This is a genomic window from Salinivibrio sp. KP-1 (genome assembly GCF_000968645.1).
In the GTDB taxonomy this organism is placed as follows: Bacteria; Pseudomonadota; Gammaproteobacteria; order Enterobacterales; family Vibrionaceae; genus Salinivibrio; species Salinivibrio siamensis.
This window is the reverse complement of record NZ_LAQR01000036.1, coordinates 55,454-82,035: the sequence shown is the minus strand read 5'-3', so window position 1 is coordinate 82,035 and position 26,582 is coordinate 55,454. Positions and strand designations below refer to the sequence as shown.

Below are 26,582 nucleotides of genomic sequence, written 5' to 3'. Positions count from 1 at the left end.
TTGATAACCTCTTTCCAGATCAACGTTTTTAAGGAAAAGCTCGTGACACACAAACAGCATACACGCGTGATTTACCCAGGCACATTTGATCCCATCACGAATGGTCATTTGGACCTGATTGAGCGGGCAGCAAGGATGTTTGATGATGTGATTGTGGGGATTGCGGCTAGCCCAAGCAAAAAACCATTGTTCGATCTGGGTGAGCGAGTGGCACTCACGCAAGCGGTCACCGCGCACCTTCCCAATGTCTCTGTGGTTGGGTTTTCAGGGTTGCTGGTCAATTTTGCCAAACAGTACCAAGCCAATATTCTGGTGCGCGGTTTGCGTGCGGTCTCCGACTTTGAGTATGAATTCCAACTCGCCAATATGAATCGTCGACTGATGCCCGCACTGGAAAGCGTCTTTCTGACTCCGTCAGAGGAGCATTCGTTTATTTCTTCTACCTTGGTCAAAGAAGTCGCGTTGCACGGCGGTGATACCAGTGAGTTTGTCGCGCCTAGCGTGCTAACGGCCTTACAAGAAAAGCTGCAAAGCAAGACGTCGTCATAAGGGCTGGCATTGTGGGCAAAAGACAGTTGCCCGCTGGCCGATGACTATGCGCTCAAGGGTCGTGTCACAGGCTGGACACGGCTCACCCGACTTTCCGTAAACGCGTAGCGCTTGAGCAAAGTAACCGGCCTTCCCGTCTACCTGCGTAAAGTCTTTTAACGTCGTACCGCCTTGCGTGATCGCCGCGGCCAACACCGTTTTTATCTCATCCACCAGCGCCGTCGCTTCTGTTTGCGTCAGGCTACCGGCAGGACGTTTAGGGTGGATACCAGCACAAAACAGCGATTCGTTGGCGTAAATATTCCCCACGCCCACCACGACTGCATTGTCCATAATAAAGCTTTTCATCGCCATTTTTTTGCCTGCCGCCTTGGCCAGCAAATAATCTGAATTGAACGCATCGGTGAGTGGTTCAGGGCCGAGCTTTCCCAACACGGGATGCGGCAAATCTCCCTCCTGCCACAACCAGGCGCCAAAACGCCGCGGATCGTGGTAACGAATTAAGCGACCATTGCTGAGTGTCACATCAACATGATCATGCTTTTCCGGTGCCAGTGACGTGGGCAGCACCCGCAAACTGCCTGACATCCCCAAATGCACAATCGCAGTACCGACATCCGTCTCCAATAAAAGATACTTGGCGCGACGCGTGACGCGACGTATCACCTGGCCTTTCAACTGTTGTAACGTTTCGGGGATGGGCCAGCGTAGCTTGGGCTGACGAATGGTAATCTCGGTGACCGTTTGCCCTTCGACATACGGCATGATACCTAAACGGCTTACTTCTACTTCAGGTAACTCGGGCATAACACAGCTCTTAATATTTACGACTTTGATAGCGGGAAAAGATACCGACTATCCACTGACACGGCTAACCATTGGCCGTGTTCGTTTTGCATCAACCAAAACTGGGGTTGTTGATAATAGGTAATACGAATGGGCTCTTGGTCAGGGCTGCGAGTAAGCTCCAACGTACGGGGAGAGGTTAATTGGGGTCGCAACGACTGCAAGGTGGTGTCATCGATTTGTGTCCCAGTCAGCCCCAACCAGCGCTGAGCGAGCTCTGTCGGACTAATTACCAGGGGTTTATCCGATTGCCACCCCTCTAACGTACGCGTCAGGGTTAAATGGGAGAACCGCAACGACAGCACTTCACTGCGCGATTCAACCAGCGCGATTACCCCCTCAGGCGTCGCCCGTGCTTGGCGTTGATGGCGCAAATAATCTGGCAGCAGCATTAAGCCAAAAAAAACCACCACTGAGAAAATCAGGATGTTATTCCATGTCTGCCGCTTTAGCTTCATGTCGGTTCACCTGAGGACGTTACGCGTGTCCTCCGCAGTATAACCGCAAATGCGGCCAGATTTTAGTTATAAAAAAACCCAGCCGAAGCTGGGTCTTTCTCAAAGCGTCGATCAATTTACTTGATTTTGGCTTCTTTATACATAACGTGCTTGCGAACTACAGGATCAAATTTTTTGATCTCGAATTTGCTAGGCATGTTACGTTTGTTCTTGTCTGTGGTGTAGAAGTGACCAGTACCTGCAGAGGATACTAGACGAATCTTCTCACGAACGCCGTTTTTAGCCATTCTCTAATTCCTCTTATACGTTCTCACCGCGGGCACGCATTTCTGTAAGTACAGAATCAATGCCTTTTTTGTCGATGATGCGCATACCTTTAGTAGATAGACGCAGTTTAACGAAGCGTTTTTCGCTTTCTACCCAGAAACGATGAGTTTGCAGGTTCGGCAGAAAACGACGCTTGGTGGCGTTATTAGCGTGAGAGCGGTTGTTACCAACTACAGGACGCTTGCCAGTTACTTGGCATACTCGTGACATGAAAGTCTCTCCAAAATCGTTTCGGCTCGATATCAACCTTGTCCGCCAGTCCTGCATCGTTAAGGTCAGGTCGAAGGTCAAGGCTATCAAAGGTGGCGCATTATACTAACTGAATTCACATTGCTCAAGTCCCGAGCAGATCCTTTTATGCGCTTTTTGATCGTTTTTTTCGCCAATGGCGATCCTTAAGGGGATAACAACCAACCTCGCTCGGCGAACGATACCACATCTCCGTCCCCAATCACTAGGTGATCAAGCACGCGAACATCCACTAATGACAAGGCATTGGCAATTCTATCGGTAATATGTCGGTCTGCCTGGCTCGGCTCTGCCACGCCCGATGGGTGGTTATGGGCCAAAATCAGTGCAGCGGCATGCAATTCGAGCGCGCGGCGAACAATTTCTCGTGGGTAAACACTCGCCGCATTGTGCGTGCCTTCAAAAAGTTGCTCATCGGCTATCACGCGATGCTGATTATCGAGAAATAAAACGTAGAAGGCCTCGCGAGGCCGGTCGCGCAGTAACGTCGAGAGATAACGGCGAGTATGGTCCGGGCTGGTCAGTGCGTCAGTTTTGCTTAAGGTTTCTTTTAAATAGCGCCGGCTCAGCTCAAGCACAGCTTGAAGTTGGGCATATTTGGCGCTACCCAGTCCTTTTCGCTGACAAAACGCCCCTTGGTCGGCGCCCATCAGCGCCCGGAGCGAGCCAAAATCCTGCAACAGGTGGTCAGCCAGCGCTACCGCACTCATCCCTGTGACGCCGGTGCGTAGAAAAATCGCCAACAGCTCGGCGTCCGATAAGCTTTCCGCCCCTCGCGCTAATAAACGCTCTCTGGGGCGACAGTCTTGCGGCAAGGTTTTTAGGCTCATGGTGATCCCTCTTCAACGTTGCCGCCAGTTAAAGTAAGCCTCCTCCACGCCGCAATAGCTTTTCCATGTAACTGCGGCGCGCTCGTGGTTTTATCATGTGCCACCGTCAATGCTTTCAGCCACGCGCTAGCCATATCACATCCAACGCACGTCACACCCCATACGGATTCATGCGCTCAAACAAGCTTTTTGCGCTAAGGATTATGGTATGGTTTCGTCATTGTCGTTCAAACACACAGAGCATTATGGCCAATAGTTCACAGCAGCCAGCCCAGACGCTGGCCGGTAAACGTATTCTGCTTGGCATGGGTGGCGGGATTGCCGCCTATAAGTGTGCCGATCTCACCCGCCGCCTCATCGAGCGTGGAGCCACCGTCAAGGTGGTGATGACCCATGCCGCAAAAGAGTTTATTACGCCATTGACCATGCAAGCCGTTTCTGGGCATCCCGTGTCTGATAGCTTGCTCGACCCGGCTGCCGAAGCCTCAATGGGACACATTGAACTGGCTAAATGGGCGGATCTCGTGCTGATTGCCCCGGCAACTGCCGATTTGATTGCCCGGATCCACGCAGGCATGGGCAATGATTTGCTCACCACCGTATGCTTGGCCACCGATGCACCTCTGGCGATTGCGCCAGCAATGAACCAGCAAATGTACCGCGCCCAAGCCACTCAGGCGAACTTACGTGGACTGCGTGCTCGCGGCTGCTTGATATGGGGCCCCGACAGTGGCGCGCAAGCTTGCGGCGATGTGGGCCTTGGGCGCATGCTCGAGCCGCTGGCCTTAGTGGCGGAATGCGAACGTTGGGCCGGCCCCAAACCGCTTTCAGGCAAGCGCGTGATGATTACCGCCGGCCCTACCCGCGAAGCCTTAGACCCTGTTCGTTATCTGTCTAACCACAGTTCAGGGAAAATGGGCTATGCCCTCGCCGAGGCGGCAGCCCGTTTAGGGGCCGACGTCACCTTAGTCTCTGGCCCGGTTGCGCTGTCAGCGCCAGCAGGAATCACGCGTATTGATGTCACCAGCGCCCAACAGATGCATGATGCGGTGCATGAGCGCATCACCGACCAAGATATTTTTATCGGCTGTGCCGCGGTCGCGGACTACCGTCCACAGCACATCGCCGAACAGAAGATGAAAAAGCAAGTGGATAAAGACGCGATGACCGTCACCATGGTAAAAAATCCCGATATTATTGCTTCGGTAGCGGGCTTAACGTCACATCGTCCATTTACGGTCGGCTTTGCCGCCGAAACCCAAGATGTCGCGACCTACGCGCGTGACAAGCTGGCGCGCAAAAAGCTTGATATGATTTGTGCTAACGATGTGTCCCAATCCGATCAAGGCTTTAACAGCGATCGCAATGCCTTACATCTGTTCTGGCCTGGCGGCGATCAGGCGCTGCCCGTCGAGGAAAAACGCTTATTAGCGCGCAATGTCATGGCACACATTCACGCGTGCTATTTACAACAAGCCTGTCAGAAGCAACCCTGAACCACACAATACAAACAGCTTATATTGAGCCAAAAATACAAGTTCAAAAGCGTGCGCCATGGCCACGCTTTTTGCTTTTAATACAGAGACCTCGTCGCTAAGATAGGAGGAAAGACTCACACTGGGCGGCACCTCTCCATGATGCCTCCTTTACTGGTCGCCAGTGTGATAGATAAAAAGACAAAGGAATCGCACCCATGGCAGCCCCAAAAAAAAGTAATCGCCGCGAAGAGATCCTCCAAGCGCTCGCGCAGATGCTGGAGTCAACCCAAGGCAGCCAACGCATCACCACGGCCAAACTCGCCGAACAAGTCGGGGTGTCTGAGGCGGCACTCTATCGCCACTTCCCCAGTAAAGCGCGGATGTTTGAGGGATTAATCGAATTTATTGAAGATTCCCTGTTATCCCGCATCAACCGGATCATTGAGGAAGAAAAGGATACCTTGGTGCGCCTCAAACTGATCTTGCAATTATTGCTGGCCTTTGGTGAGCGCAACCCGGGGCTCACGCGCATTATGACAGGTCATGCATTGATGTTTGAGCAAGATAGGTTGCAAGCGCGTATCAACCAGCTGTTTGAGCGCGTCGAGGCACAGCTTAAGCAAGTACTGCGCGAGCGTCGTTTACGTGAAGGGAAGGGGTTTCCATTGGATGAGGCGGTGCTTGCCAGCCAATTGATTAGCCAAGTAGAAGGCGGCTTTTGTCGCTACGTACGCTCGTCATTTAAACAGCTGCCGACCGCCAATTTCGAGCAATACTGGCAACTGCTCACCAATCAACTGCAGTGAATAGCAGTGCAACGAGCGTAGTGCAGCTGGCGCACTCAAGTCAGCCAGCTGCACACCTGTAACTTAAATCCCGTAGCTCGCCTGGTACGCTTTCACCGCCGCTAGATGAGCCGGATCCGCTTGGCTTTGCTCCAAATAGGCGACCAAGTCCGACAAGCTAATGATAGAAACCACCTGGCAATCGAAGTCACGCTCCACTTCTTGAATCGCCGACAACTCACCTTGACCACGCTCTTGGCGGTCAATCGCCACCAACACCCCAGCAAGCTGCGCCCCTTGCGCCTGAATCAGTGTCATTGACTCACGGATAGCGGTACCTGCAGTGATCACATCATCCACCAACATCACACGGCCACTCAGCGCGCTGCCTACCAAGTTGCCGCCCTCACCATGGTCTTTGGCTTCTTTACGGTTGAAGCAATAAGGCGTATCCACATTATGGTGCGCAGCAAGTGCTACCGCGGTGGTGGTCGCAATCGGGATCCCTTTGTACGCAGGACCAAACAAAACATCGTAATCAATCCCTGCATCCATCAACGCGGCCGCATAAAATTCACCCAGTTTTGCCAAGTCACGCCCGGTGTTAAACAAGCCGGCGTTAAAAAAGTACGGACTTTTCCGCCCTGATTTAAGCGTAAACTCGCCAAACTTTAATACCTCTCGCTCAAGGGCAAACTCAATAAACTGGCGCTGATAGGCTTTCATTCGTTCCTCTCTTGGTTGTCTTGGTGACACGCCACATGTCACCCGGGTCGGATAGATAAAAAAATAGCCCCCGATGTGGGAGCTATTCAATCTGTTATGCGTCGGCGAGTGCCGATTTTTGCGCGACGACAATGTCATCAATGCCCTTACTGGCCAACGCGAGCATCGCGTTTAGCTCATCGGGGGTAAACGGCTCCGCTTCGGCGGTGCCCTGCACCTCAATCATGCGGCCATCTTCGAGCATTACCACATTCATATCGGTATCGGCCGCCGAGTCCTCCACGTATTCAAGGTCACAAATCGGCGTTTGTTGATAAATACCCACTGACACAGCGGCCACATGGCCACGCATCGGGTTGGCCGCGAGCTTGCCATCGCGTACCAGCGCATTAAGTGCGTCTGCCAGGGCGACGCTCGCCCCCGAAATGGACGCCGTGCGCGTGCCGCCATCTGCTTGAATCACGTCACAGTCAACGGTAATGGTGCGCTCACCCAGTGCTTTTAAATCAACCGCGGCGCGCAAACTGCGGCCAATCAAACGTTGAATTTCGACGGTACGGCCACCTTGTTTACCGCTTGACGCTTCACGACGGTTACGGGTGTGGGTTGCACGCGGCAACATGCCATACTCGGCAGTCACCCAACCTTGGCCCTTGCCTTTTAAAAAGCGCGGCACGCCCTCTTCAATCGTGGCGTTACAGATCACCTTGGTATCACCAAAGCACACCAACACAGAGCCTTCTGCGTGGGCCGTAAAACCGCGGGTAAAGCTAACGGGACGAATTTGGTCGAGTGCTCTTCCACTTGGGCGCATGCAAGTTACCTTATTGACTGTAAGAATGTGGTCGCGATTATACGTGTTTCTCCGCCCTCTTGCGATCCCTGTCCACCCCACAGGCCAAGACAGCTGACGGCAAGGGCATGGATGCGTATAATCTTTGCCATTGACCTTCAGCACATAAGAGCAGGTACACATGATCCACAGTATGACCGCCTACGCCCGTCAAGAACTCAAGGGCGATTGGGGCAACGCGGTTTGGGAAATCCGCTCCGTTAACCAGCGCTATCTCGAAACCTACATTCGCATGCCTGAGCAGCTACGTAGCCTTGAGCCTGTGGTACGCGAGCGTTTTCGCAAACGCCTAGCCCGCGGCAAAGTGGAATGCAACCTGCGCTTTGATACCTCACAAGCCAGCCAAGATAAGCTCACCATCAATGAAGCCTTGGCCAAGCAAGTGATTCACGCCGCCAAGTGGGTGAAAGAGACCGCGGGTGAAGGCAACATCAATCCGTTTCAAGTCCTGAACTGGCCAGGCGTGATGGAAGCGCCGGAGCAAGACACCGACGAGCTACACCGCGCCTTATTAGCAGGCCTTGATGACGCGCTCGATGCCTTTATCGCCGCACGTGCCAGCGAAGGCGAGAACATGAAAGCCCTGATTGAGCAGCGACTCGATGCGATTAGCGCTGAAGTGATCAAAGTACGCGAAAAGATGCCCACCGTGATTGAGTGGCAGCGTGAGCGTTTGACCACGCGCTTAGAGGAAGCACAAGTGGAACTCGATCCAGCCCGCGTTGAGCAAGAAATGGTGATGCTGGCGCAAAAAGTGGATGTTGCGGAAGAGCTTGACCGCTTGGACTCACACGTTTCAGAAGCGCGAAAAATCCTCAAAAAAGGCGGAGCCTGCGGCCGACGCTTGGACTTTATGATGCAAGAGTTCAACCGCGAAGCCAACACCCTCGCCTCCAAATCAATCAGCACCGAGATCACCGCCTCCGGCGTCGAACTTAAAGTGCTTATCGAACAAATGCGCGAGCAGATCCAGAATATTGAATAAACTCCATATCTAAACATAACCACCTTACAGTCACATTAAAACAGTAAGTTAGAGATTGTATAACTTCCATAGCATTACATAGTCAACCACCTTTACCCACCACTAAATGGTGGGTAATATGGTGGGTAATGAGATTATACTATCAGTAAGGTGGTGGGTAATCGTGTTGCGGGTATGGAGAATGCAATGGGAAAGCTAACGGTAAAAAAAGTTGACGCGCTGATTAAAGCAAGAACTGAGAAGACTCAACGCTATGCTGACGGTGGTGGCTTATACCTTGTTGTGCCTGCCTCCGGTCTGCCCAGCTGGATGCTACGGTATACCTCAAACAAAAAGCGACGAGAGATGAGTCTCGGGAAGGTACGCGATGTATCGCTCCAGGATGCTCGATTAGACGCTGCCGCCAAGATGAAACAACTGCGGGATGGGTTCGATCCGCTCTTGCAACGAAAACGAGTCCAACAAGTACAAATAAAAACAGTGAACGACCTTTTCGAAGATTGGTACCCCACTCTCGTTAAACGTCTCAAATACCCCGATATTCCTAAACGCATCTACACGAAAGACATTGCGCCGCATATTGGTGAGATCTTACTGGACCAAGTCACAGCGCGAGATATTCGTTTTACTATTAATGCGATTACAAATTCTGGCAGGCCTACAATAGCGAACGATGCATTAGGTTACTGTAAACAACTCTTTAACCATGCCATCAAACTCGACCTTATGAACGGCAACCCAGCGGCAGCTTTTACAGTAAGAGACGCTGGTGGTGTTGAGCACAGCAAGGATAGAGCCTTGACCCCAGAGGAACTAAACCAGTTTTTTTCTACGGCAAAGGCATATCAAACTAGTTTTGGTCGCGATAACTATCTCGCTTGTGCGTTATTGGTTTGCTTGGGGGTACGAAAATCAGAGCTATGTGAAGCGAAGTGGCAAGAGTTTGATTTAGAAGCAGGGGTATGGATGCTCCCTAAAGAGCGCAGTAAAACCGGCGTTGCGTTAGATATTCCTTTAGCGCCAGTGGTCGTTACCTGGTTAGAAGAGTTAAAAATCCGAGGTTGTGGTTCAGACTATGTCTTTCCGAGCCGACGCGCCAGCAAGCGACCTCATATGGGCCCAGATACGCTCAATCGTGCGATTTCAAAATTATTCGGTAAAGAGCCAGGCAAAAAAAAACCTGCACCGAATGTAATGGGCGACATGCCACATTTTGCAGTGCACGACTTACGCCGTACATGCCGGACATTACTGGCACGACAAGGCACACCAGGTCACATTGCAGAAAGATGCCTAAACCATAAACTCAAAGGCGTTGAAGGGATCTACGATAGGTATGATTACTTTGACGAGCGGAAAGAAGCACTTTCCGCTCTAGCGAATGGCTTACACTGGATCTAGAAATGATAAGAACGAGTCTCTGACGACCATAGCCAGACTTTGTCCTCAATCAGCAGAGTAGCACGAGGGAACGTAAGCGGTTGATAAACCCCACATACCCATAAGACACGGGCATTACCATAGTACCTTTTTGAGCAGAGGTACGATGAAACAAGCACAAAAACGCGCGCATTGGGCAATTTGGTGCAGTTCGCACCAGCGGCGATGGTGAGTTGGCTATCTTTTTGATGCTGCAGGCGCTCCTGCCAGAGTTTCATCTTATCTTCGCGTGTCATGATATCGCTCCGATAGTGAAGGAGCTATATCAATATCAGGTCATAGTGGTTATCTGAATGTGGGGATAAATGGTCGCTTACCGATATTCTGATACCGTAAATTCAAACTATCGAGAATAATTCTTTATCTAGCCATGATCTAATTGTTTCAATCAAAGCATTTTGCCCTCCCGATACAGTTAGGCTCATCAGATTTATGGGTAAAGTAGTCAACTCTATATCTCTAGCCCCCAAAGAGGAAGGCACTCTCCAAACTGTTGGTTCACGATTAGTAGCTACAGGATAAGTTAGCGAGACTCGTTGACAACCTAACACATGTCCAGCGGCTAATACCTGATACGTGTCGGAAGCTTTCGGTCGAGTTCCAAGGCGTTTATATTTAGCATCAGCAACTGCAAGTGTATTACCATTAACATCATGAAATACTACATCGGGAGTCGTTTTTAACCTGCCGCCGTCACCTTGAATTACTCTTCCAAACTTTAGCTCCCCTTTACTAATACGATTACCATTTCGGCTTGCCGCACGACGACATAACCAAAAGATATAATTTTCATATATAGTGTCTGAATTCCATAAAAAACCTGAAAGTGAATACTCTCCAGCAGCATGATCAACCCCCGCACCCTCAAGTAATAGTGCCCCTACTATTCGAGCCGCATTCAGCCTGTAACCCTCCCCAAAAAACTGGTCATTAGCAATTAGAGTTTTTCCGTTTACACTGAAACAAACGGAGAACGCATGATGAAAAAATCACGCTACACAGAAACACAAATCGTAAAGATCTTGAAGGAAGTCGAAGCAGGCCGAAAGGTCAACGAAGTCTGTCGCGAATATGGCATCTCTGATGCAACATACTACAACTGGAAGTCCAAGTATGGTGGGATGGAAGCGTCAGATGTTAAACGGCTTAAAGAGCTTGAGGATGAGAATCGGAGGCTCAAGCAAATGTTTGCCGACCTAAGCCTTGAGCACCGTATCGTTAAAGATATTCTGGAAAAAAGCTGTAGGGCCAGCGGTTAAGCGCGAGCTTGTCGATTACGCTCGCAAACACTATCAGGTCAGTTTGCGAATGGCCTGCCGCGTAGTTGGCATTAGCGACTCAGTCTATCGTTACCGACCAGATCCGCATCGGGATGATGAGGTTATCGCGACGTTGCAGGACGCAGCAGAGCGTTATCCTGCCTACGATTTTGGCAAATTATTTAAAGTACTTAGGCGCTGGGGACACCGATGGAATCATAAACGAGTCCATCGAGTGTACTGTTCGCTCAAGCTAAACCTACGGCGCAAGGGAAAAAAGCGCCTACCTAAACGAAATCCAGCACCACTGGCATGTCCAGAGTCGATCAACAGTTGCTGGTCTATCGATTTCATGAGTGACTCTTTGCTCTGCGGCAGGCGCTTTCGTACGTTCAATGTCGTGGACGATTTCAACCGTGAGGTGCTAGCGATTGAAGTAGATCTCAATCTGCCAGCACCACGCATTATAAGGGTGCTAGAACGCATTATTGCTTGGCGAGGGTACCCCAGTAAGCTGCGCATGGATAATGGCCCTGAATTCATCTCGACCACGCTGGCTGAATGGGCGGAAGAGAACGCAGTTGAGTTGGAATTTATTCGCCCAGGCAAACCAACGGAGAACTCCTATATAGAGCGATTTAACCGAACTTATCGGACAGAAATACTCAACATGTACGTGTTCAAAACCTTAAGTGAAGTCCGAGACCTGACAGAAAAATGGATGAAGGAATACAACGATGAACGCCCTCATGACTCACTCGATGATCTGACCCCTTGGGAGTATTTAGCAAGGCATGAAAGTAGGAAAAACTCTAATTTAGAGTGCCACTAAAACAGGGATGATTACAATTGAACAGACGGTTTCTTATTCGATCTTACTAACTACTGGATCTTCCAAAGGAATTATTATTTCTTGAAGTTGAGATGGAACATATTTAATTAGTCAACTCCTTTGTAAACTGTAAATTCACCTTTCCCTACAGGGACTAGACAAGTCGTATACCCTTGTTGACGGTTGAAGTAATCAATTAGATCCTTGATTTCATCATAATGAGAAATAGCGTTGTCGCAGATAATTACCCCGCCTCTCTTTGTCAACCTCAGAATATCATCAAGAATATTCATGTAGATACTTCTGTCGGCATCAAGAAAAACTAGGTCGAACTGTTCATTAAGCGGAGGGAGCACATCGCTAACTTCCCCTTTAACAAGACGAATGCGCTCATTCAAGTTAGCTTTTTTAAAATTGGCTTGTGCTTCTTGGGCTTTATCCGGGTCGCATTCAATTGTGATAACTTGCCCGGTTTCGCATAGTGAGTAAGCAAGCCAAATGGTTGAGTAGCCGTTTGAGGTACCAATCTCCAGAATACGTTTAGCCGAGGTTGCCTTTGTGATCACAGAAAGGAACTCACCTGTATCATGAGTGATGTTGAGGTACTTTTTGTTTTTATCAGATACTAAACGGTCATTGTCTTCACCTTTGGCGGCTAAACTTTTCAATAGCTTCATAGTTTCATTCATGTTTCCTAACTCCAAATACCACTATTTTTAAGGACGATAAACAAGCCAAGTATTAGCAAAGATATATAAAACGTTGTTTGGAAAGCCTTAATGGATAGACGTTTTCGTATTAGAGCGCCAATACACATACCAAAAACAGCAGGGATCAAGGCGACGAGGGAGATGGCGCTAGATGAAAAGGTTAGCTGGTTTTGCAGATACAGTCCGACACTCAAACCGGCTGAGGAGAAAGTAAACAGAATACCCATAGCTTGGATCAATTGCTCTTTCGACAACCCTAACGATTGTAAGTAGAAAACCCCTGGCACGGCGGAAGAACCCGTTAAGCCAGTGAAGATCCCATTACATGTACCCATTACAGCCCCACAAATACTTTGCCACCGTTGTTGTATTACTAAGCGAAAATTAGAAAGCCCTGCAACCGCATATACAGTGAGTAAAATACCCAGCATTACGGCCATATATTGATGATTAACAGACAAGGCCATCCAGCAACCAACGCCGACGAATAAGGTGGCTGAAAGAAAGAACACCCAATATTCTCTACCAAGAATCTTTGCATTATTTCCCGATGCTGCCTGGTAGAAGTTGGTGATGAATGCGGGCAGAGCAACCATCGCCATGGCAGGATGAATGCCGATCACAGCAGTTAACAACCCTAGCACAACGGGGGGAAGGCCTAAGCCAACCACCCCTTTTATGGTCCCAGCAATCAAAAAAACCAGCATTATCAGGACGACTTTTGAAACATCATATTCCATTAAGCAATCACAGCTCTTTTGTCCGGGTAAGGCGAAGTTATGCCTTCAGAAGCAAATAACTTCAACGCTTCGACAACATCATTATTTTCTTCATTAGTAAGGACATCCGGTTTATTTCGTGAGAATTTATTCGCGAGAGTTAAGATTTCATCCTTACGATTCTCTATGTATACAGGTGTGGAGGAATCTAACTTAAGCTCTGTTTCCTTGAGCATGTCCTGTAGGGATGAAGTATCATCCAAAAACTCAATATCAAAGCAGCCCAGTTGCAGGAGAACATAGCGGCTAGCCTGACCGTTTTCTTCCCCGTTCGCAAATCTATGCTTAACACGGGGTGGGATCTGAAATACGTTACCAGTAGCTACTTTGTACAGCCCTCCAATTTCAGGCAATTCAATCTTGATAGAGCCTTTAGAGCAGTAAATCATGTCGGAAACTGTTTGGTGAAAGTGAAATGGTACCGCTTTATGGTCGAGATTGAATAGGCTCACTCGGATGCCATTCTCATAGTAAAACTCTTTCATTTCCATTTTGTTTTCTCTTTTTAATTTTTCAAATTTTTTAAGCTAAATCAGCTGGAATATGGGATGCGTTGGAACAAAAGCAGGACCAGTCCTCAGCCAGCCAAATTGCTGCATCTATAAAAGCTGCAGAAAAATTTCTCTCATTTTGCCAATAGCGATTAAGCACACCATATGAGTAAATGTTCTGAGAAGGCTTAAACTGACCAGTATCATTGTCTAGTCGAACGACTTGATACGACTCATCGCTTACCAGCTTTATTCCTCCGGTGTAATAATTCCCCTCTCGGTTCTCCACTAGCTCACCTCGCTCCAGAAGTGCAGATACAAGTCGAGAAGGATGAGCATTAAGCTTGAAGTTCTGCCCTGAAGCTCGAATTATTGCATCTACAAAGCATGACTCACTGTCTGGCAGTGTTATCTCGTATTCCGTGCCATTGAATCTGGGCTCTCTCTGTTTCCCGTAACCGATTCGAATCGACTCAAGGACATCACTCTCAAACAACGCTATAAGCTTTGCTGCGTTCTGTTTCGGTATGGGCACTGCTACGCGAATAAAGTGTGAGTCTAACTCACGGTCGTAGATTTCCTTTTCACTGTCATTGAGGAAGCGATAAAACTTCATTCTGCGCGCTTTAAGCAAGATGGTGTGCACGAAATCATTGTCTAAAGGGCATTCAATATCATGCTTAAGTTTTTGATACGCATTTTCAAATTTTGGCTGTACAACATCTTGCCAGCAGAGTCTACCAGATGTTGCTTCAAGTAGTTCTAAATCTATTAATTTGATGACATCATCAAGGCTGAGTTTTCTATCTAAGGCCGCTTCGAGTTCGGAGAATGTGTCTTCAATTAAGTATTTAAACTGATAGTCCATCACTTTCCCACGAACAGCTGGGAAGAAGCCACAACGACTTCCAGCAATGATTTTAACGCGCTCACCTTGCTTAGGTGTCTGGTAACTGACAACTTCACCTAGATTTGAATATATAAATCGTCCAGGCCCTGCAAGAGACAGAATCCCGTCTATTCCGCTTGGTCCCATTCCTTTTACATACACGCGAGGAATACGATCAGGCTGATTTTTGTGCCACTCTGTGACATATGCTTTCAGTCTTGAAAAAGGGTAGGGACTATCTAGGTACATTCTGGATTTATCGAAAGTGGAAGTGTCTTTCGGTACCCAATGACCAATGGACAGCAATAACTTATCAATTCCTGTGATTTCTTCTTTCGTGCCACGATTGTTTTGGATCAAGGTAACCTGAAGTTTTCCAGAACGTCGACAGCCATCAATAACCCTGTAACCGTTAAGGACTCGAACTGAGATACCATGGCTTTGAGCAGTTTTCAGTGTGCTTTCGAAGCGTTCACGCAGGTAAACACCAAATAACGCCCTCGGATAAAATGCATCGGGATCTGGATTCCATTCGCTAGGAGGTATATTTGGATGTGTTTCTCTAATGAACTGGGGATACTGTTCAGAAAGACGACTTCTATTTGCAACCATCCAATCAACAAAGTCATTGCCGAACAGAGACATTACTTTTGCTTGATTGTTACATAGATGGTCAGGTAGTAGTTCAGCAGGAGCATAGGGAAAACCTGGTCCATTATCCGGTCTCGATTCAACTGTTATGATTTCGACGGCTGTGGTGAAACTAACTCGCTCGGTTAAGTATTTAACGAGATGGAAAAATGCAGCAGTCCCAGAAAAACCAGTTCCAACTATACAAAGCTTTTTTACTTCACTAGACATATTAAACCTCGTTTACAACCTCAACGTATTGACACATCGAGGTTATGAATAAAAGTTATAGGCTTTGCAGTGCGGTATTAATTCGATCAACTGCCAATGCGAGACAATCAGAACTTCGGCCAGTATTCATGCGTATGTAATGCCTCAACTCAGAAGCATCCTCGGCGAAGTGTAAACCTCCAATTGAAGCAACCTTTGCGTGCTCCAAGATGAATTCCTCTGCACTAGAAAAGCCACATTGTTCAATTTGTTCACCATATGCAGAAAGATCAGCAAAGATGAAAAATCCCCCTTCAGGACTAGGAACACGTACGCCCGGAATCGCATTAAGCTTTTCGATGAACCATTGTAGGTTTGCTCGAGAGTTTATGGCTCGGGAAGTAGCAACTTCATCCATATACTCCTGCATTGCTTCATTTGTAGCTACTTGTGCATATGTAGAAGAAAATGAGTTGAGATTCACCTGGACTTTAGCCATTAAAGTTATATTTTCTGCAGTTGAACAAATGTAGCCTAAACGATCTCCATGCATACCATAGGTTTTACCAGGGCCTGTTACAAAAGATGTGCAATCTTTCATTTGGTACTCTTGACCAGGTTCAACCTTAATTGTTATGGAGGAGATTGTCTGAGGACCATTCAAGATATGGGACTCATAAGGACAGTCAAATAGAACCTGAATCTGTGGCAGACCCTTTTTCATTCGGGTGATATTGTGCTTTGAAATAACTTCGGCTAAATGCCTTTGGTCTTCATAGCTATAAATTTTCCCGGAAGGATTAACACAATCTCCCAGAATTACCATCTTAGTCTTGTCAGTAATTACTTCATCCAAAGTATCAGGAGACAGGGCTTTATTGTAAAAGTCAGAAACCATCACTCCCTTCATTACACCGCCATGAAGCTCAATCATATCGGCATAGTGTGGCCAGTTTGGTAAAGGAACAATGACTTCATCTCCAGGGTTTAGAAACGTTTGGAATACAACTGTGATCGCTCCCTTAATGCCCCCTGGGGTTACCATAATTTCACTATCCGGTGAGTATTTAACCTTACGGAATCGTTCGACTCTTTCGCTAATGGATTGGCGCAGAAAGTCAAAACCTTTGACTGGTGCGAACTCGTGAATTGCTCTTGGATTGTCTTTGATGAATCTGATTACGGCTTCGTTGATTCGGTTGTCAGCTAGGTCATCTAAGGTACCTATACTAAGGTCAATAACTTCTTCGCCTACTCGAGCGGATTGATTTATGGCCGCGATCCTAGCTTTAGTACCGTGGGTAATGGACTCTCGAAGGTTCATTGCTGCTGAAGAGAAAGAAGAATTACGCATGAATGTTATCGCTCCCAACAAGTTGCTCTGATTTTTCAAGCTCAACCGCTTTTGTATACATTGCTTCCCACATGGCTTCCTGTACTTTCAGCATTTCAGTGGCACCATAGATAATGTCTTTCAAATCTTCTTCGCTGCGACAGTTGTTGATCACACATTGTTTTGCGTCTTCCGCATGTCTTTCTTCAACCCCATTGTCGACATGAGCATTGAAGTAAACTTCCACGGACTTTAAATAAGTATCTGTGTCTAGTTTTGTTCTGCTGAATCGGAAGGCTTCTCTAAACGCCGTGAGCATTATGTCGGCATGTGTTTCAAGTGCCATCACAACTCCAAGCATCTTTGGATAACTATCAGTAATGAGCTCTAGAATTCGCTCACGATATTGCAAGGTCTCATTTAGAATGTATGGGCTCAAGCTTGCATCTTTAACACTTAAAGGCTCCAAACCAAACTCTCGAGAACCAAACAGGTTAAGGGCATTTTCCATGAAAATCTCATGGCAATGGTTCTTGTTACCCATACCTGTTTCTTCACATAGTATGTAGGAAAAAAGAATCAGCGTGTCCATGTCATTTATTGCAGCCGATCGTGAACATACGTGTGCAATACCCTTTACTGTCAATTCAGTTCGAAAGAAAAAGTTAGCTCGGAAAAGCTCATATGTAGTGGGTGACCATTTATGCTCAGAGAGATAAGTAAAGTACGGATTATTGAAGATAGAGTGAAACTCCAACTCAGATAAAAAAAAGTCTAGCTTATCCACGTTACTATCTAATTGTGTTGACATTGCTCCTCCAGATTATAACTAACCTTTATTATTCCATCTGATGGAGATGGGATAACCAATCGTTTAGTTTCTTTATAATGTAAATAGTTAAATAATATGCAATCAAGTTTTGTACAACTCGTTACATATCAACTGTATTAAATTTAACACAATAATTACATTAGACAAAAGTATTAGTTGGCGTTGTTGATCAAATTATTCACCTAACGCACTGATCCCAATGGGGTTGCCCCCATCAATCAACTCGGTAACTAACAGGCATACCGAGTTGATTGACTTTGTCCATCGCTTTCACGTTGGCCAATGCTTCGCCAAATTGTGCATTGTAATTGCGCAGAGTCAGATAAGGGCTGAGTACGTTTTGTATCGAAACATTCCAGCTTCTGATAGAGCACGTTAGTAATACCCCTCTTCTTGTTTCCAGTCTTCCAAGTCACCTGATTTCCAGGCACCGACGGCTTCATTACGAGGATAGCCGTCTTCCCAGTAACCCGCATTGCTGCGTGGTGGAATGGCCGGTTTGATGCCTTTTTTCCTGAACACTTGATAACAGGCTTTGGGATCATAGGCCCCATCAGCACTGACTTGGAGCACTGACTTGGGCGATTTTTCGGCGTAGCGGGTTGAGCAGCGTCGGCAAGGCTTCATTGTCACCAACAGACGCTAAGCTAACGACGGCAGAAATCACTTCATGTGTACTGTCGTCAATCGCGAGATGCAGCTTGCGCCAAACACGGCGTTTTTCCTTGCCATGTTTGCGCATTTTCCACTCTCCCTCGCCGAACACTTTTAAACCGGTGGCATCAATGACGACGTGAGCAACGGGCCCACGACTGGGTAATCGGTAGTTAACCTCAACCGTCTTCGCCCGTTTACTGATACAACTGTATGACGGCGATTTTAGCGGTACATCCATCAAACCAAATATCGAGTCGAGAAAGCCTTGAAGGGCGCGAAGAGGGAGCTTGAAAATGCCTTTAACCATCAGTGCTGTTTCAATGGCACCATCGGTAAACGTAAACCCTCTGCCTCGTTTGCCATGATGTGTTTTGTAATACTCGTTCTGGATGGCGGCGTCATCAACCCAAGGGGTAACCAAACCACGGTTAACCATTGTCACCCCTCACACTCTTCAAGCTTACTCAGCATCCACTCCTCGACTTCACTCTCCAACCAGGCCTTACGCTTACCCATCACGGAGATGTTTTTGGGGAAGTCACCTTCTTTCATCAAGTTGTAGATGCTACTGCTGCACAGTGAGGTCTTTTCCATAACTTGTTGTAGTTTTAAAAACTTCATGATTGGTCCTTGTTAGGTAGTTCAACTCATAACAAGTCCCCATGCGTTAATTTTTACCGTGATTAGCTTTTGGGGTATCCACTCCCCTAACCAACCTGATTTCAGATATATGTCATCGATACGCATAGCCACATCAATCACTTAAAGGAGACTCCCTATGCGTACGTCACACACTCCTCTGTTTACCCCTGCAGACAACTACCCTGCCCACCAGCCATCTGATTTGAACCAGCTCTTAGAGCACGCGGCAGAAGCACTGGCACAAAAGTACAAACGCGAAGGCACCTTCACGAGCCCTAACAACGTGATGGAATACCTAAAGCTCAAACTCGGCGCGTACGATCGTGAAGTGTTTGCGTTGATGCTGCTGGATAACCAACATCGGCTGATCCAGTTCGATATCCTGTTCTTTGGCACCATTGATGCCGCGTCTATCTATCCACGCGAAGTGGCGAAAGCGGCACTGAGCCACAATGCAGCCGCCGTTATCTTTGCGCACAACCATCCCTCGGGGATTGCCGAGCCGTCACAGGCAGACCGTCACATCACTGACAAGTTGATCAAGGCGTTGGGCCTTATCGATGTTCGCGTTTTAGATCATGTGGTTGTCGGTGAAGACTGTGTGTCTTTCGCCGAGCGAGGCTGGATCCCAGTCGTGTAGCGGCTTCGCAGGCCATTTTTACACGCCACACAAGCACACAGGCAGCGATACCTTTCCCTGCTTCTCATTATGTTAAAACGGGAAGCAGCCAACCCAGGCGCAACAAGGGTCCGGCTGTCGCTGTCGTGCTGTGCTTCTCAAAACCTCTCTCTGTGAAGAAAAAAGGAAGTAAGCCATGTCAGAAGTTCAAGCCATCAAAGACGCTGAGACTGTTCATCTTATCGGTCATCTATTGAGTATTCGTTATCACCGCCAAATGGCTGACGTCTGGTATATCGGGTTAAACCTGGCGTTACGTATCTCCGATCTGCTTGCCATTCGGTTCGACGACATCCACGGTGACCGGTTGCGAATCAAAGAGCGTAAGACAGGTAAGATTGCTGATATCCAGCTCAACTCCAAAACACTGGCGCGCATTGAAAAGATACGGGCAGACCATCCTGACCACGTCTACCTGTTTCAATCTCACCGCTGTCAGCAGATTAAGCAGTTGCCGCCTAAACCGCTCTCTCGGCGTGCTGTTACTCTGGCCTTTCAACAGGTTGGGCAAGAGCTCAACCTCTCGTTAGGGACGCACTCAATGCGAAAAACACGCGGTTATATGCTGTATCAAGCCACAAAAGATATTGGTCGGGTGATGAAAATGCTGCGCCATACCTCAGAAGGCATCACGCTTCGTTATATTGGTATTACACAGGAGGATGTCGACAATGATTTTATTGCCTTAGAGATATGAAATAAGGCCGCACCATGACAGTACGGCCGACGGGATTTTAAATATATATCATCAATAAAAAACGATTCGCACCGCTCACTTGGTGCTAGAACCAAAGCAACGAAATCCCTCGTTGCGACGCTTGGTTCTTTTTTTGGCTAAATAACTTAGTCGATAGAATATATCTTTATACTCCTGCTCAGCGCGTTCAGAGCTCTCAGGACGTCCGTGAAGGTAGTAAATACTATTATCAGGGATATGCACTAACCCCATCGCTTGATTGTTACACAGGCCGATTGCCTTCGCCCAGGCACGTACAATGATATTATATAAACCATCACCGCACTCAACATTCTCAAACTTTCCCCAACGGTAAAACCTATCCTTATTTAAAACCAACGCGAAATGATAGTGGTCGTTGTGTGAACCATCGCGCTCTCTTGCCCATACATATCGCACCTTACAACGATGCACCCGCTTACCCTTCGCTCGCTTCTCACACTCTTGCTTTGCCATTTCTAATTCAATAGCTCGAATAAAAACTTTAACGGTATCTTTTCTCCTCCGTCTTAACGAAAACACCTCATCACGCATCAGAAAGTCATCAGACTCATCAATAGCTGGAAACCTTAAGTCAAGACGAGCAATAGTGAGGTTTTTATAGTCATGATATCCATCAGCTAACACCTCTCTTATTTTATCTAAATACCTTCCCTTACATTCATTAACAGGTAGGAGAATGGGAAACCCCTCATAGGTATTTTGATTCATTTTATGTTCCTCTTTGAGTTCTACAAAGGAACACTGACTACATTATTTTTTACCTTATCTGCTTTACAGGTAATGGGTATATGAAGAGAAGAGCTAATACGTATATTACTATACCGACAAATCCCCCTCCCACTGTGACGATGTCACCCACCAGCCAACCTAGTCTCTCCCTCTCTCACCGATGATCTGAGCATGTGGAAGTTATGACATCCTATCTACAGGAATAAAAAACCCAGTCTCATAGCGGTTTATATGGGTGTACCCCTTTAATAAAATCACTCTAAAACCACTATAAAGTTGGCTTAGAACCACGACAAACACTGTGTAAAACCACGAGACACTTGTCATAAAACCACTATAAATACTACACAGTAATAGTTTAGTAATGTACGATATAGGGCATATTTAGTTACAAGGTAATGGTAATGGTAATGACCAGTAATACTGTAGAACCTGAACCCCTCAAAACACAGTTAAAAATACGCTCATCAAAGGAGCGGATTTTTTACATTAAATACTTGCAAGAAAACCTAGGAATAAAAAAGCATTCATTCTTGATGGACCCAGACATCACATTCGAAGAAGCAGATGAAAAAATAGCAAGCACAAGAGAGTATTCTGATCTTGCTAAAAAAATGAAGAAGGCGTTCATAAATAGCAGAAAAGAAAACGGCGATCTCGATTGGATAAAAGAAGCTGAGCCAAGATTTCTATACTGGGCCTTGGTTTTTATGAAAAAACATAGAAAGGATATTCATGGGGCTTTGTCGCGAAATATGCTTATAGACCTCCATGACAGAGAAGAAAGAAAGACAACAACGATATCAGGAAAAGAACTCAATGAATTATCCTTAGACATAAAAAGAATCAGAGAGGAGATTGAAAACTGCTTTGTATTCTCTGAAATGAGTAACAAGAAAGTTGGAAGGGTCAACAAACTCCTGGTACAAGAATGGCGAGAGATAGAGAGTGACAAACGGATAGTGAAGTGGATCACTGATAACGAGATCCAAATTGATTGGGCTTGGGATTATCTGACTTCTCAATATTTTTTCAGTGGTAGACTGCTCAGGTTCTTAGCGAAGAGTGACAAGAAACAAGCGCTAATCACAGGCTTTGACTTACTGAGCGAGAACTTAGACAAAAAGAACTTGCTCATCTTAAATATGAAAAGGGCTTGGAGCCAAAAGAAGTTCAGAGATAAGAAGAACGGAAAAAAGCCTTACAGTATCAGCTTAACTAAAACGGCAAAAACGATGCTCGACGAACTAGCAGATAGAAAAGGAATGCGTATCAACGAGCTTGTAGAGACATTGATTCGTGAAGAAGGGGAACGGTCCGGTTTTGAAATAAAAGACTGACACAGAGCGTTTGGTAATGATGCGTTTGAGCATGAAGAGGCTGGCTCTCGCTGCCAGCCTACAAGCCCCTGCTAGCTTGTTTTAGCCGATGGTAACGGGTGAACATTCTCCTGCGTTAAAGAAAGAAACTTATCGCCCCAAGCCTCTAAGACGTCCGCTGTTCATCAAGGTTATCATAGTGGTTGTACACCCCTGAACATCCCTGGTAGCTGGTGACCAACGGTCTTTTCAATGACAACAATGACTAGCCCCATTTCGCTACAAAATATGCCACCTCACCAAGAGGTGGGTAACATGGTGGGTAACAATCGACATTCAAGAAACAATCCATCATAAGCGACTGATATATATAAGAATTTAAATAAAACCCACATTCAGATCCAGAATATTGAGTGATAAATAGCGATTCGCGGCTCTTAACTATCAGTCACATAAAGACAGCTCGGCTCTACATGTCGGGTTGTTTTGTATCGCCTATAGCGTTATGCGAATAGACCCCTTTGGTGGGAGCGGTAAAGTAAATCTGTATTAACCGCTTGTGTTATCCCGCTTTTCACTGTTTTGACTCATTTTTTGGATTTTTAGGCTGAGCCCACACCACGCGAATACCGCAGTAAAAAATAGCCAGAGCCCAATCAATGCCCACGTATTCTCAGTCATCGCTTGCTCTACCCTCCCACATTAATCATCCAACCAGTGTCTACAAAAGATTCGCTATCCCCTAGCCTACCGCCAACTTCGCCGCTTGCTGCCACATAAAGTTTGGCATCGGGGTGACCAGCTCCCACGTAATATTCATCGGCTGAGAGCCGGTGTGTGAGATATAATTCACTTCGCCAAAATTCACAAATCCCATGGTACGCCCGAATTCATCTTTAGTTTGCTCTCGTACAAACAAAAACAGGCGCTTCCCTATCTTTTGATGTTGAATGTAATCTTTGCCTCGGCCTTTATCTGGGCGCGAGCTGTTTTGCGACTGCCAGTGAAAGCGTGATGCGTTGATCGCATAATCGTGATACATGGTCGTCGGGGAAAATTGCTTTTCATTTTTATCCAAGGTGACAAATAACAACTCAATGTTTTGATCTTTCAGCGCATAGAGCCCCTCTCGTGCAGGTGGCTGCCGCTCCAAGGTGGTAGCGCCAAACCCAACCAAGATTTGCTCACGCGCATATCGAGCATGAAGCCGTAATGGCACATCAGGTAAATCGTCCATCCTTAACTGCTCATGCTTGGTTTGTGCCAGTTTCCAGTTCACCACATCCATTAATTCTGCTTTGATGCCCAGCCGTTTTAACGCGGCAAAGCTTTGCGCAATGGATGAAAAGCCAAGAGCTGGCCCTGTTTGTTGCCAAACATCATAATGGCACATGAGTAGATGCCGTTCGTTACCCGTATCAGGCGCAAAGTCTGTTTGGCAAAGCTGCTTTAAAAACTCTAGATACGCATGATCATCCGTGGTTAAAATCCGCTGAAATATCGCTTTCTTGATTGTTTTAAATGCACTTTCATCAACAGAATAATCATTGACCTGCAGATCTGCTTTGAACACCAATTCTGACCAGCAGCCTCGCTTGTATAGTTCGTTCAAATCAATATGCGGATACAAGGTTAGAAAGTTCGCTAGCGTCATCGGCAGATGGGTGTGCTGAGGATATTGCCGAACCATTGCCACTAAGCGCCTTAACGTTAGAGACGCTTTGCTAATGTTATCCAAGACCATTTCTTGGGTGCGCTTAGTAAGCTCAATGCGACAGCCCAAAGGCGCATGGGGAAAGCCTTGCTCAATCTCACGGTTAATCGCACGAGCGCTCTTACCCACCAGCGCCCGAAACTTGTTTGCAAAGTCATACTCGGGACGCGAATGACCGACAAAATCGAGGACGGTGCAGCACTCTTTGCCCTCGGCTAACCGTAAACCGCGGCCTAGTTGCTGAAGGAAAATGGTTAAACTCTCGGTGGGACGCAGAAACAATAAGGTATCTACTTCAGGGATATCGACCCCCTCGTTGAAAATATCAACCACACAAAGCACATTGACCTCACCGGCGCGCAGCGATTGCTGCTTTCGCTGGCGCTCATGCCGATTGTCGCTGGTTAACACATCCGCCTTAAGCCCTTGCAGTGAAAACTGTTGAGCCATGTATTGAGCGTGTTCTTTACTCACACAAAAAGCGAGTGCTTTCATACGGCTAAGACTCGTGATGATCTCGTTCATGCTGAGTAATATCTTATCCACCCGTGCTTGGTTGGAGGTATAGAGGTTAGTCAGCTGTGCAATATCATAGCGGCCACGCTGCCAAGGAATGGTCCGTAGATCGGTATCATCATCAATACCAAAATATTGGAATGGGCAAAGATGACGACGGTTAATCGCCTCTGGCAACCGAATCTCAGCCGCAATAACACCACCAAAATCCGCGAGAATATCGCCGCCATCGTGACGCTCGGGTGTCGCCGTCAGACCCAGTAGTATTGACGGCGAAAAGTGGTGCAAAACCGCTCGATAACTGCTCGCCGCAATATGATGCACTTCATCAATCACAATGTAGTCATAGTAATCGGCCGTCAAGTTGAGCGTATCGAGCTGGTTGTTCAATGTTTGAATCGAGACAAATAGCTGCCTGTAATGATCTGGCGTGTGACCACCGACCCACAGCTCGCCAAAGGTACTGTTACGTAATACGCCTCGATAGGCCGCACGCGCCTGCTTAAGGATTTCTTCACGATGAGCCACAAATAAAAAGTTGGCATCAGGGTGTTTTTTCAAAAAACGGGCAAAATCAAACGCAGAGATCAGTGTCTTACCAGTGCCTGTTGCCGCCACCACTAAATTGCGAAAACGCTGATGCGTCTGACGTTCAACCGTCAGCTGCTCCAGAATTTCACGTTGGTGCGGGAAAGGAGAGAGATCGAAGAAAAACGTAGCACTATCCTCGTCACCACTACGCTGCTGCCGAAGGGCCTGATTCAGTTTTTCGGTACTTTTTGCATCTCCGTCAAATCGTTCAAATTCATTCGACGCCCAATACGTTTCAAAGGTGCTGAGTGATTTATTGATAATGTGGGGAATTTCTTGCGAGGTAATTTTGAGATTCCACTCCAACCCATTCGTCAGTGCAGAGTGAGAGAGGTTTGACGATCCGATATAACCGGTGTGATAGCCGGTCTCGCGTAAAAACAAATAGCTTTTTGCATGCAGACGCTCGCGCTCGGTATTGTAGCTTAACTTCACCTCGGTATTGGGTAAGCTGGCTAAGTACTCCACCGCTTTCGCATCTGTCGCGCCCATGTATGACGTGGTGATGACCTTTAACTCGCGGCCACTGCGAGTAAAGGCTTCCAGCTCTTTACGGAAAATTCTTATCCCCGCCCACTTGATGAATGATACCAACCAATAGATTTTGTCTGCGGATAAAATCTCTCTTTTCAGCTCTGACTCCAATGAAAGACCCGCATTACTGCCACAAAAAAGCTCACTCTGCGTTAAGCCGGTGAGTGGGAAAATATCTTGCACATAGCGCGCTAAATCAGATGCTATCGGGTTTTCAAACTCATAAAGGGCCGTCAGGATTTTTCCCTGACTCGCGAGCAAATTATCGTCGATAATGTCTTTATCGTGGATCTGGGTTTTCAGCCAAAGCAAGAATTGGTTGGATAGTGTGATTTGCTGCTCTAGGCGATCATCACTGGCAGGCACGGCGTCGAGTACATGGTGCAAAACATGCGATAAAAAACGAGACAACCAAACTGACGCCTCGTTGCTGGTAAGCGCTCGCTCGCCAACATAAAATCTTTCTCGATCAATACGGCTCTCAATAAGCTGCGTTACCAGCTGCTCATAAATTCCGACCTGCTGCATTTTTCCTTCCACGTGATGAGCCAGTTTCACCTTACAAACCACGGGTTGTAGGCGCTATGAAAGGATCACTTTTCTATACTTTTCAAACAATAGCAACAAAGAGTTAAGTCACACTCTCATCTGAGGTCTACACAAAGTGACTTAATAGGTAACAATGTGTAGACCTAGAGGCGGGCACAAAGGCTTTCAGCCAATCAAAACTCAACGATATTTTTTGCTAATAACACTTCACGACGGCTATTGGCTGCTACAGAGCGCTTAAATAACTGAACAAAGGAAGCAGCATTATCGTGAGGCTGATGCAAATAGCGTGATGCCGGATCGCAGCCACTGGGGCAAGTACGATCCGCTTGCTCATGCGCTTGCTGGCAACCAGGCTCACGCTGGCGATAAATAGCGGTTAACGCTTTCACAGACAACGCCCCACCGCTGTGCTATGGCTC

28 protein-coding genes and 2 pseudogenes are annotated in these 26,582 nt (G+C 47.1%); 9 read left to right on the top strand and 21 right to left on the bottom strand.

Annotated features, from left to right (window positions below):
* The gene (gene coaD, locus WN56_RS09115) at nt 1-549 is read left to right on the top strand and encodes a pantetheine-phosphate adenylyltransferase (RefSeq protein WP_369795703.1); all 549 of its coding nucleotides are present in this window, start codon (nt 1-3) and stop codon (nt 547-549) included.
* Here coaD and mutM read toward each other — a convergent pair.
* From mutM to radC (WN56_RS09090), 5 genes are all read right to left on the bottom strand, one after another.
* Nucleotides 544-1,356 (bottom strand): bifunctional DNA-formamidopyrimidine glycosylase/DNA-(apurinic or apyrimidinic site) lyase, encoded by an 813-nt coding sequence (mutM, locus tag WN56_RS09110; RefSeq protein WP_046074698.1) that lies wholly within the window; start codon nt 1,354-1,356, stop codon nt 544-546. The genes coaD and mutM overlap by 6 nt on opposite strands.
* 17 nt (nt 1,357-1,373) lie before the next feature.
* Nucleotides 1,374-1,853, bottom strand: a complete 480-nt coding sequence (locus WN56_RS09105) for a hypothetical protein (RefSeq protein WP_046074697.1) — start codon at nt 1,851-1,853, stop codon at nt 1,374-1,376.
* A 116-nt stretch (nt 1,854-1,969) separates the two neighbouring features.
* Nucleotides 1,970-2,140 carry a 50S ribosomal protein L33 gene (gene rpmG, locus WN56_RS09100; RefSeq protein ID WP_046074696.1) on the bottom strand — a complete coding sequence of 57 codons (171 nt, stop codon included), beginning with the start codon at nt 2,138-2,140 and terminating at the stop codon, nt 1,970-1,972.
* A gap of 13 nt (nt 2,141-2,153) precedes the next feature.
* Nucleotides 2,154-2,390 carry a 50S ribosomal protein L28 gene (gene rpmB / locus WN56_RS09095; RefSeq protein WP_046074695.1) on the bottom strand — a complete coding sequence of 79 codons (237 nt, stop codon included), beginning with the start codon at nt 2,388-2,390 and terminating at the stop codon, nt 2,154-2,156.
* Nucleotides 2,391-2,575: 185 nt separating this feature from the next.
* Nucleotides 2,576-3,259, bottom strand: coding sequence for a DNA repair protein RadC (gene radC, locus WN56_RS09090; protein ID WP_046074694.1), 684 nt, complete (start codon nt 3,257-3,259; stop codon nt 2,576-2,578).
* 245 nt (nt 3,260-3,504) lie between these two features.
* On the opposite strand from radC (WN56_RS09090), the gene coaBC reads away from it, so the two are divergent.
* Together coaBC and slmA are read left to right on the top strand one after the other, a co-directional pair.
* Nucleotides 3,505-4,755, top strand: coding sequence for a bifunctional phosphopantothenoylcysteine decarboxylase/phosphopantothenate--cysteine ligase CoaBC (coaBC, locus tag WN56_RS09085; RefSeq protein ID WP_046074693.1), 1,251 nt, complete (start codon nt 3,505-3,507; stop codon nt 4,753-4,755).
* 197 nt (nt 4,756-4,952) lie between these two features.
* A complete protein-coding gene (gene slmA / locus WN56_RS09080) occupies nt 4,953-5,543 on the top strand; it encodes a nucleoid occlusion factor SlmA (protein ID WP_046074692.1) in 591 nt (196 codons plus the stop codon).
* A gap of 63 nt (nt 5,544-5,606) precedes the next feature.
* Here slmA and pyrE read toward each other — a convergent pair whose 3' ends face one another.
* Entirely contained in the window at nt 5,607-6,248 is a 642-nt protein-coding gene (gene pyrE, locus WN56_RS09075; RefSeq protein WP_046074691.1) for an orotate phosphoribosyltransferase, read from the bottom strand.
* A gap of 94 nt (nt 6,249-6,342) precedes the next feature.
* A complete protein-coding gene (gene rph, locus WN56_RS09070; protein WP_046074690.1) occupies nt 6,343-7,062 on the bottom strand; it encodes a ribonuclease PH in 720 nt (239 codons plus the stop codon).
* 160 nt (nt 7,063-7,222) lie between these two features.
* Between rph and WN56_RS09065 the strand changes: the two genes are divergently transcribed.
* Both WN56_RS09065 and WN56_RS09060 read left to right on the top strand, forming a co-directional pair.
* Nucleotides 7,223-8,086: a YicC/YloC family endoribonuclease gene (locus tag WN56_RS09065; protein WP_046074689.1), complete on the top strand. Its 864-nt coding sequence runs from the start codon at nt 7,223-7,225 to the stop codon at nt 8,084-8,086.
* A 186-nt stretch (nt 8,087-8,272) separates the two neighbouring features.
* Nucleotides 8,273-9,487 carry a site-specific integrase gene (locus WN56_RS09060; protein WP_046074688.1) on the top strand — a complete coding sequence of 405 codons (1,215 nt, stop codon included), beginning with the start codon at nt 8,273-8,275 and terminating at the stop codon, nt 9,485-9,487.
* On the opposite strand, the gene WN56_RS09055 is transcribed toward WN56_RS09060, so the two are convergent.
* The gene (locus WN56_RS09055; protein WP_046074687.1) at nt 9,484-9,762 is read right to left on the bottom strand and encodes a hypothetical protein; all 279 of its coding nucleotides are present in this window, start codon (nt 9,760-9,762) and stop codon (nt 9,484-9,486) included. The two genes, WN56_RS09060 and WN56_RS09055, sit on opposite strands and share 4 nt — an antisense overlap.
* A gap of 102 nt (nt 9,763-9,864) precedes the next feature.
* Nucleotides 9,865-10,413 carry a hypothetical protein gene (locus tag WN56_RS17200; protein WP_369795705.1) on the bottom strand — a complete coding sequence of 183 codons (549 nt, stop codon included), beginning with the start codon at nt 10,411-10,413 and terminating at the stop codon, nt 9,865-9,867.
* Nucleotides 10,414-10,506: 93 nt separating this feature from the next.
* Here WN56_RS17200 and WN56_RS09045 point away from each other — a divergent pair.
* Nucleotides 10,507-11,617, top strand: a protein-coding gene (locus WN56_RS09045; RefSeq protein WP_231637428.1) for an IS3 family transposase whose coding sequence is annotated in 2 segments (ribosomal slippage) — nt 10,507-10,760 and nt 10,759-11,617 — 1,113 coding nt in all. Because the reading frame shifts where the segments join, the coding sequence is not laid out codon by codon here.
* Between the two features lie 107 nt (nt 11,618-11,724).
* Here WN56_RS09045 and WN56_RS09040 read toward each other — a convergent pair.
* From WN56_RS09040 to WN56_RS09005, 8 genes and pseudogenes are all read right to left on the bottom strand, one after another.
* Complete coding sequence (locus WN56_RS09040) at nt 11,725-12,306, bottom strand: O-methyltransferase (RefSeq protein ID WP_046074685.1); 582 nt, start codon at nt 12,304-12,306, stop codon at nt 11,725-11,727.
* Between the two features lie 5 nt (nt 12,307-12,311).
* The gene (locus WN56_RS09035; protein WP_046074684.1) at nt 12,312-13,067 is read right to left on the bottom strand and encodes a sulfite exporter TauE/SafE family protein; all 756 of its coding nucleotides are present in this window, start codon (nt 13,065-13,067) and stop codon (nt 12,312-12,314) included.
* Nucleotides 13,067-13,597 (bottom strand): cupin domain-containing protein, encoded by a 531-nt coding sequence (locus WN56_RS09030; protein WP_046074683.1) that lies wholly within the window; start codon nt 13,595-13,597, stop codon nt 13,067-13,069. Before WN56_RS09030 ends, WN56_RS09035 begins: the two co-directional genes overlap by 1 nt.
* Nucleotides 13,598-13,628: 31 nt before the next feature.
* On the bottom strand, nt 13,629-15,347 hold the full coding sequence (locus tag WN56_RS09025; protein ID WP_046074682.1) for an FAD/NAD(P)-binding protein: 1,719 nt from the start codon (nt 15,345-15,347) through the stop codon (nt 13,629-13,631).
* A 55-nt stretch (nt 15,348-15,402) separates the two neighbouring features.
* Nucleotides 15,403-16,680 (bottom strand): pyridoxal phosphate-dependent aminotransferase, encoded by a 1,278-nt coding sequence (locus WN56_RS09020; RefSeq protein ID WP_046074681.1) that lies wholly within the window; start codon nt 16,678-16,680, stop codon nt 15,403-15,405.
* Nucleotides 16,673-17,470: an iron-containing redox enzyme family protein gene (locus WN56_RS09015; RefSeq protein ID WP_046074680.1), complete on the bottom strand. Its 798-nt coding sequence runs from the start codon at nt 17,468-17,470 to the stop codon at nt 16,673-16,675. Before WN56_RS09015 ends, WN56_RS09020 begins: the two co-directional genes overlap by 8 nt.
* Nucleotides 17,471-17,705: 235 nt before the next feature.
* Nucleotides 17,706-18,584, bottom strand: a pseudogene (locus tag WN56_RS09010) (IS5 family transposase).
* Nucleotides 18,585-18,586: 2 nt separating this feature from the next.
* Nucleotides 18,587-18,769: an AlpA family phage regulatory protein gene (locus WN56_RS09005; protein ID WP_046074679.1), complete on the bottom strand. Its 183-nt coding sequence runs from the start codon at nt 18,767-18,769 to the stop codon at nt 18,587-18,589.
* A gap of 157 nt (nt 18,770-18,926) precedes the next feature.
* On the opposite strand from WN56_RS09005, the gene radC (WN56_RS09000) reads away from it, so the two are divergent.
* A complete protein-coding gene (gene radC, locus WN56_RS09000) occupies nt 18,927-19,430 on the top strand; it encodes a DNA repair protein RadC (RefSeq protein WP_077676327.1) in 504 nt (167 codons plus the stop codon).
* A gap of 175 nt (nt 19,431-19,605) precedes the next feature.
* The gene (locus WN56_RS08995; protein ID WP_046074678.1) at nt 19,606-20,166 is read left to right on the top strand and encodes a tyrosine-type recombinase/integrase; all 561 of its coding nucleotides are present in this window, start codon (nt 19,606-19,608) and stop codon (nt 20,164-20,166) included.
* Between the two features lie 75 nt (nt 20,167-20,241).
* Here the strand turns inward: WN56_RS08995 and WN56_RS08990 are convergent, their stop codons facing one another.
* Complete coding sequence (locus WN56_RS08990) at nt 20,242-20,916, bottom strand: inovirus Gp2 family protein (protein WP_046074677.1); 675 nt, start codon at nt 20,914-20,916, stop codon at nt 20,242-20,244.
* Nucleotides 20,917-21,341: 425 nt separating this feature from the next.
* Between WN56_RS08990 and WN56_RS16565 the strand changes: the two genes are divergently transcribed.
* Nucleotides 21,342-22,277: a hypothetical protein gene (locus WN56_RS16565; RefSeq protein WP_052708055.1), complete on the top strand. Its 936-nt coding sequence runs from the start codon at nt 21,342-21,344 to the stop codon at nt 22,275-22,277.
* Nucleotides 22,278-22,348: 71 nt separating this feature from the next.
* On the opposite strand, the pseudogene WN56_RS17070 reads toward WN56_RS16565, so the two are convergent.
* The 3 genes and pseudogenes from WN56_RS17070 to WN56_RS08975 all read right to left on the bottom strand — a co-directional run.
* Nucleotides 22,349-22,540 (bottom strand): annotated as a pseudogene (locus WN56_RS17070) (integrase); the annotation flags it as partial.
* 458 nt (nt 22,541-22,998) lie between these two features.
* Nucleotides 22,999-26,139 (bottom strand): DUF3427 domain-containing protein, encoded by a 3,141-nt coding sequence (locus WN56_RS08980; protein WP_046074676.1) that lies wholly within the window; start codon nt 26,137-26,139, stop codon nt 22,999-23,001.
* 194 nt (nt 26,140-26,333) lie between these two features.
* Nucleotides 26,334-26,552, bottom strand: a complete 219-nt coding sequence (locus WN56_RS08975) for a hypothetical protein (RefSeq protein WP_046074675.1) — start codon at nt 26,550-26,552, stop codon at nt 26,334-26,336.
* Nucleotides 26,553-26,582: the final 30 nt, after the last annotated feature.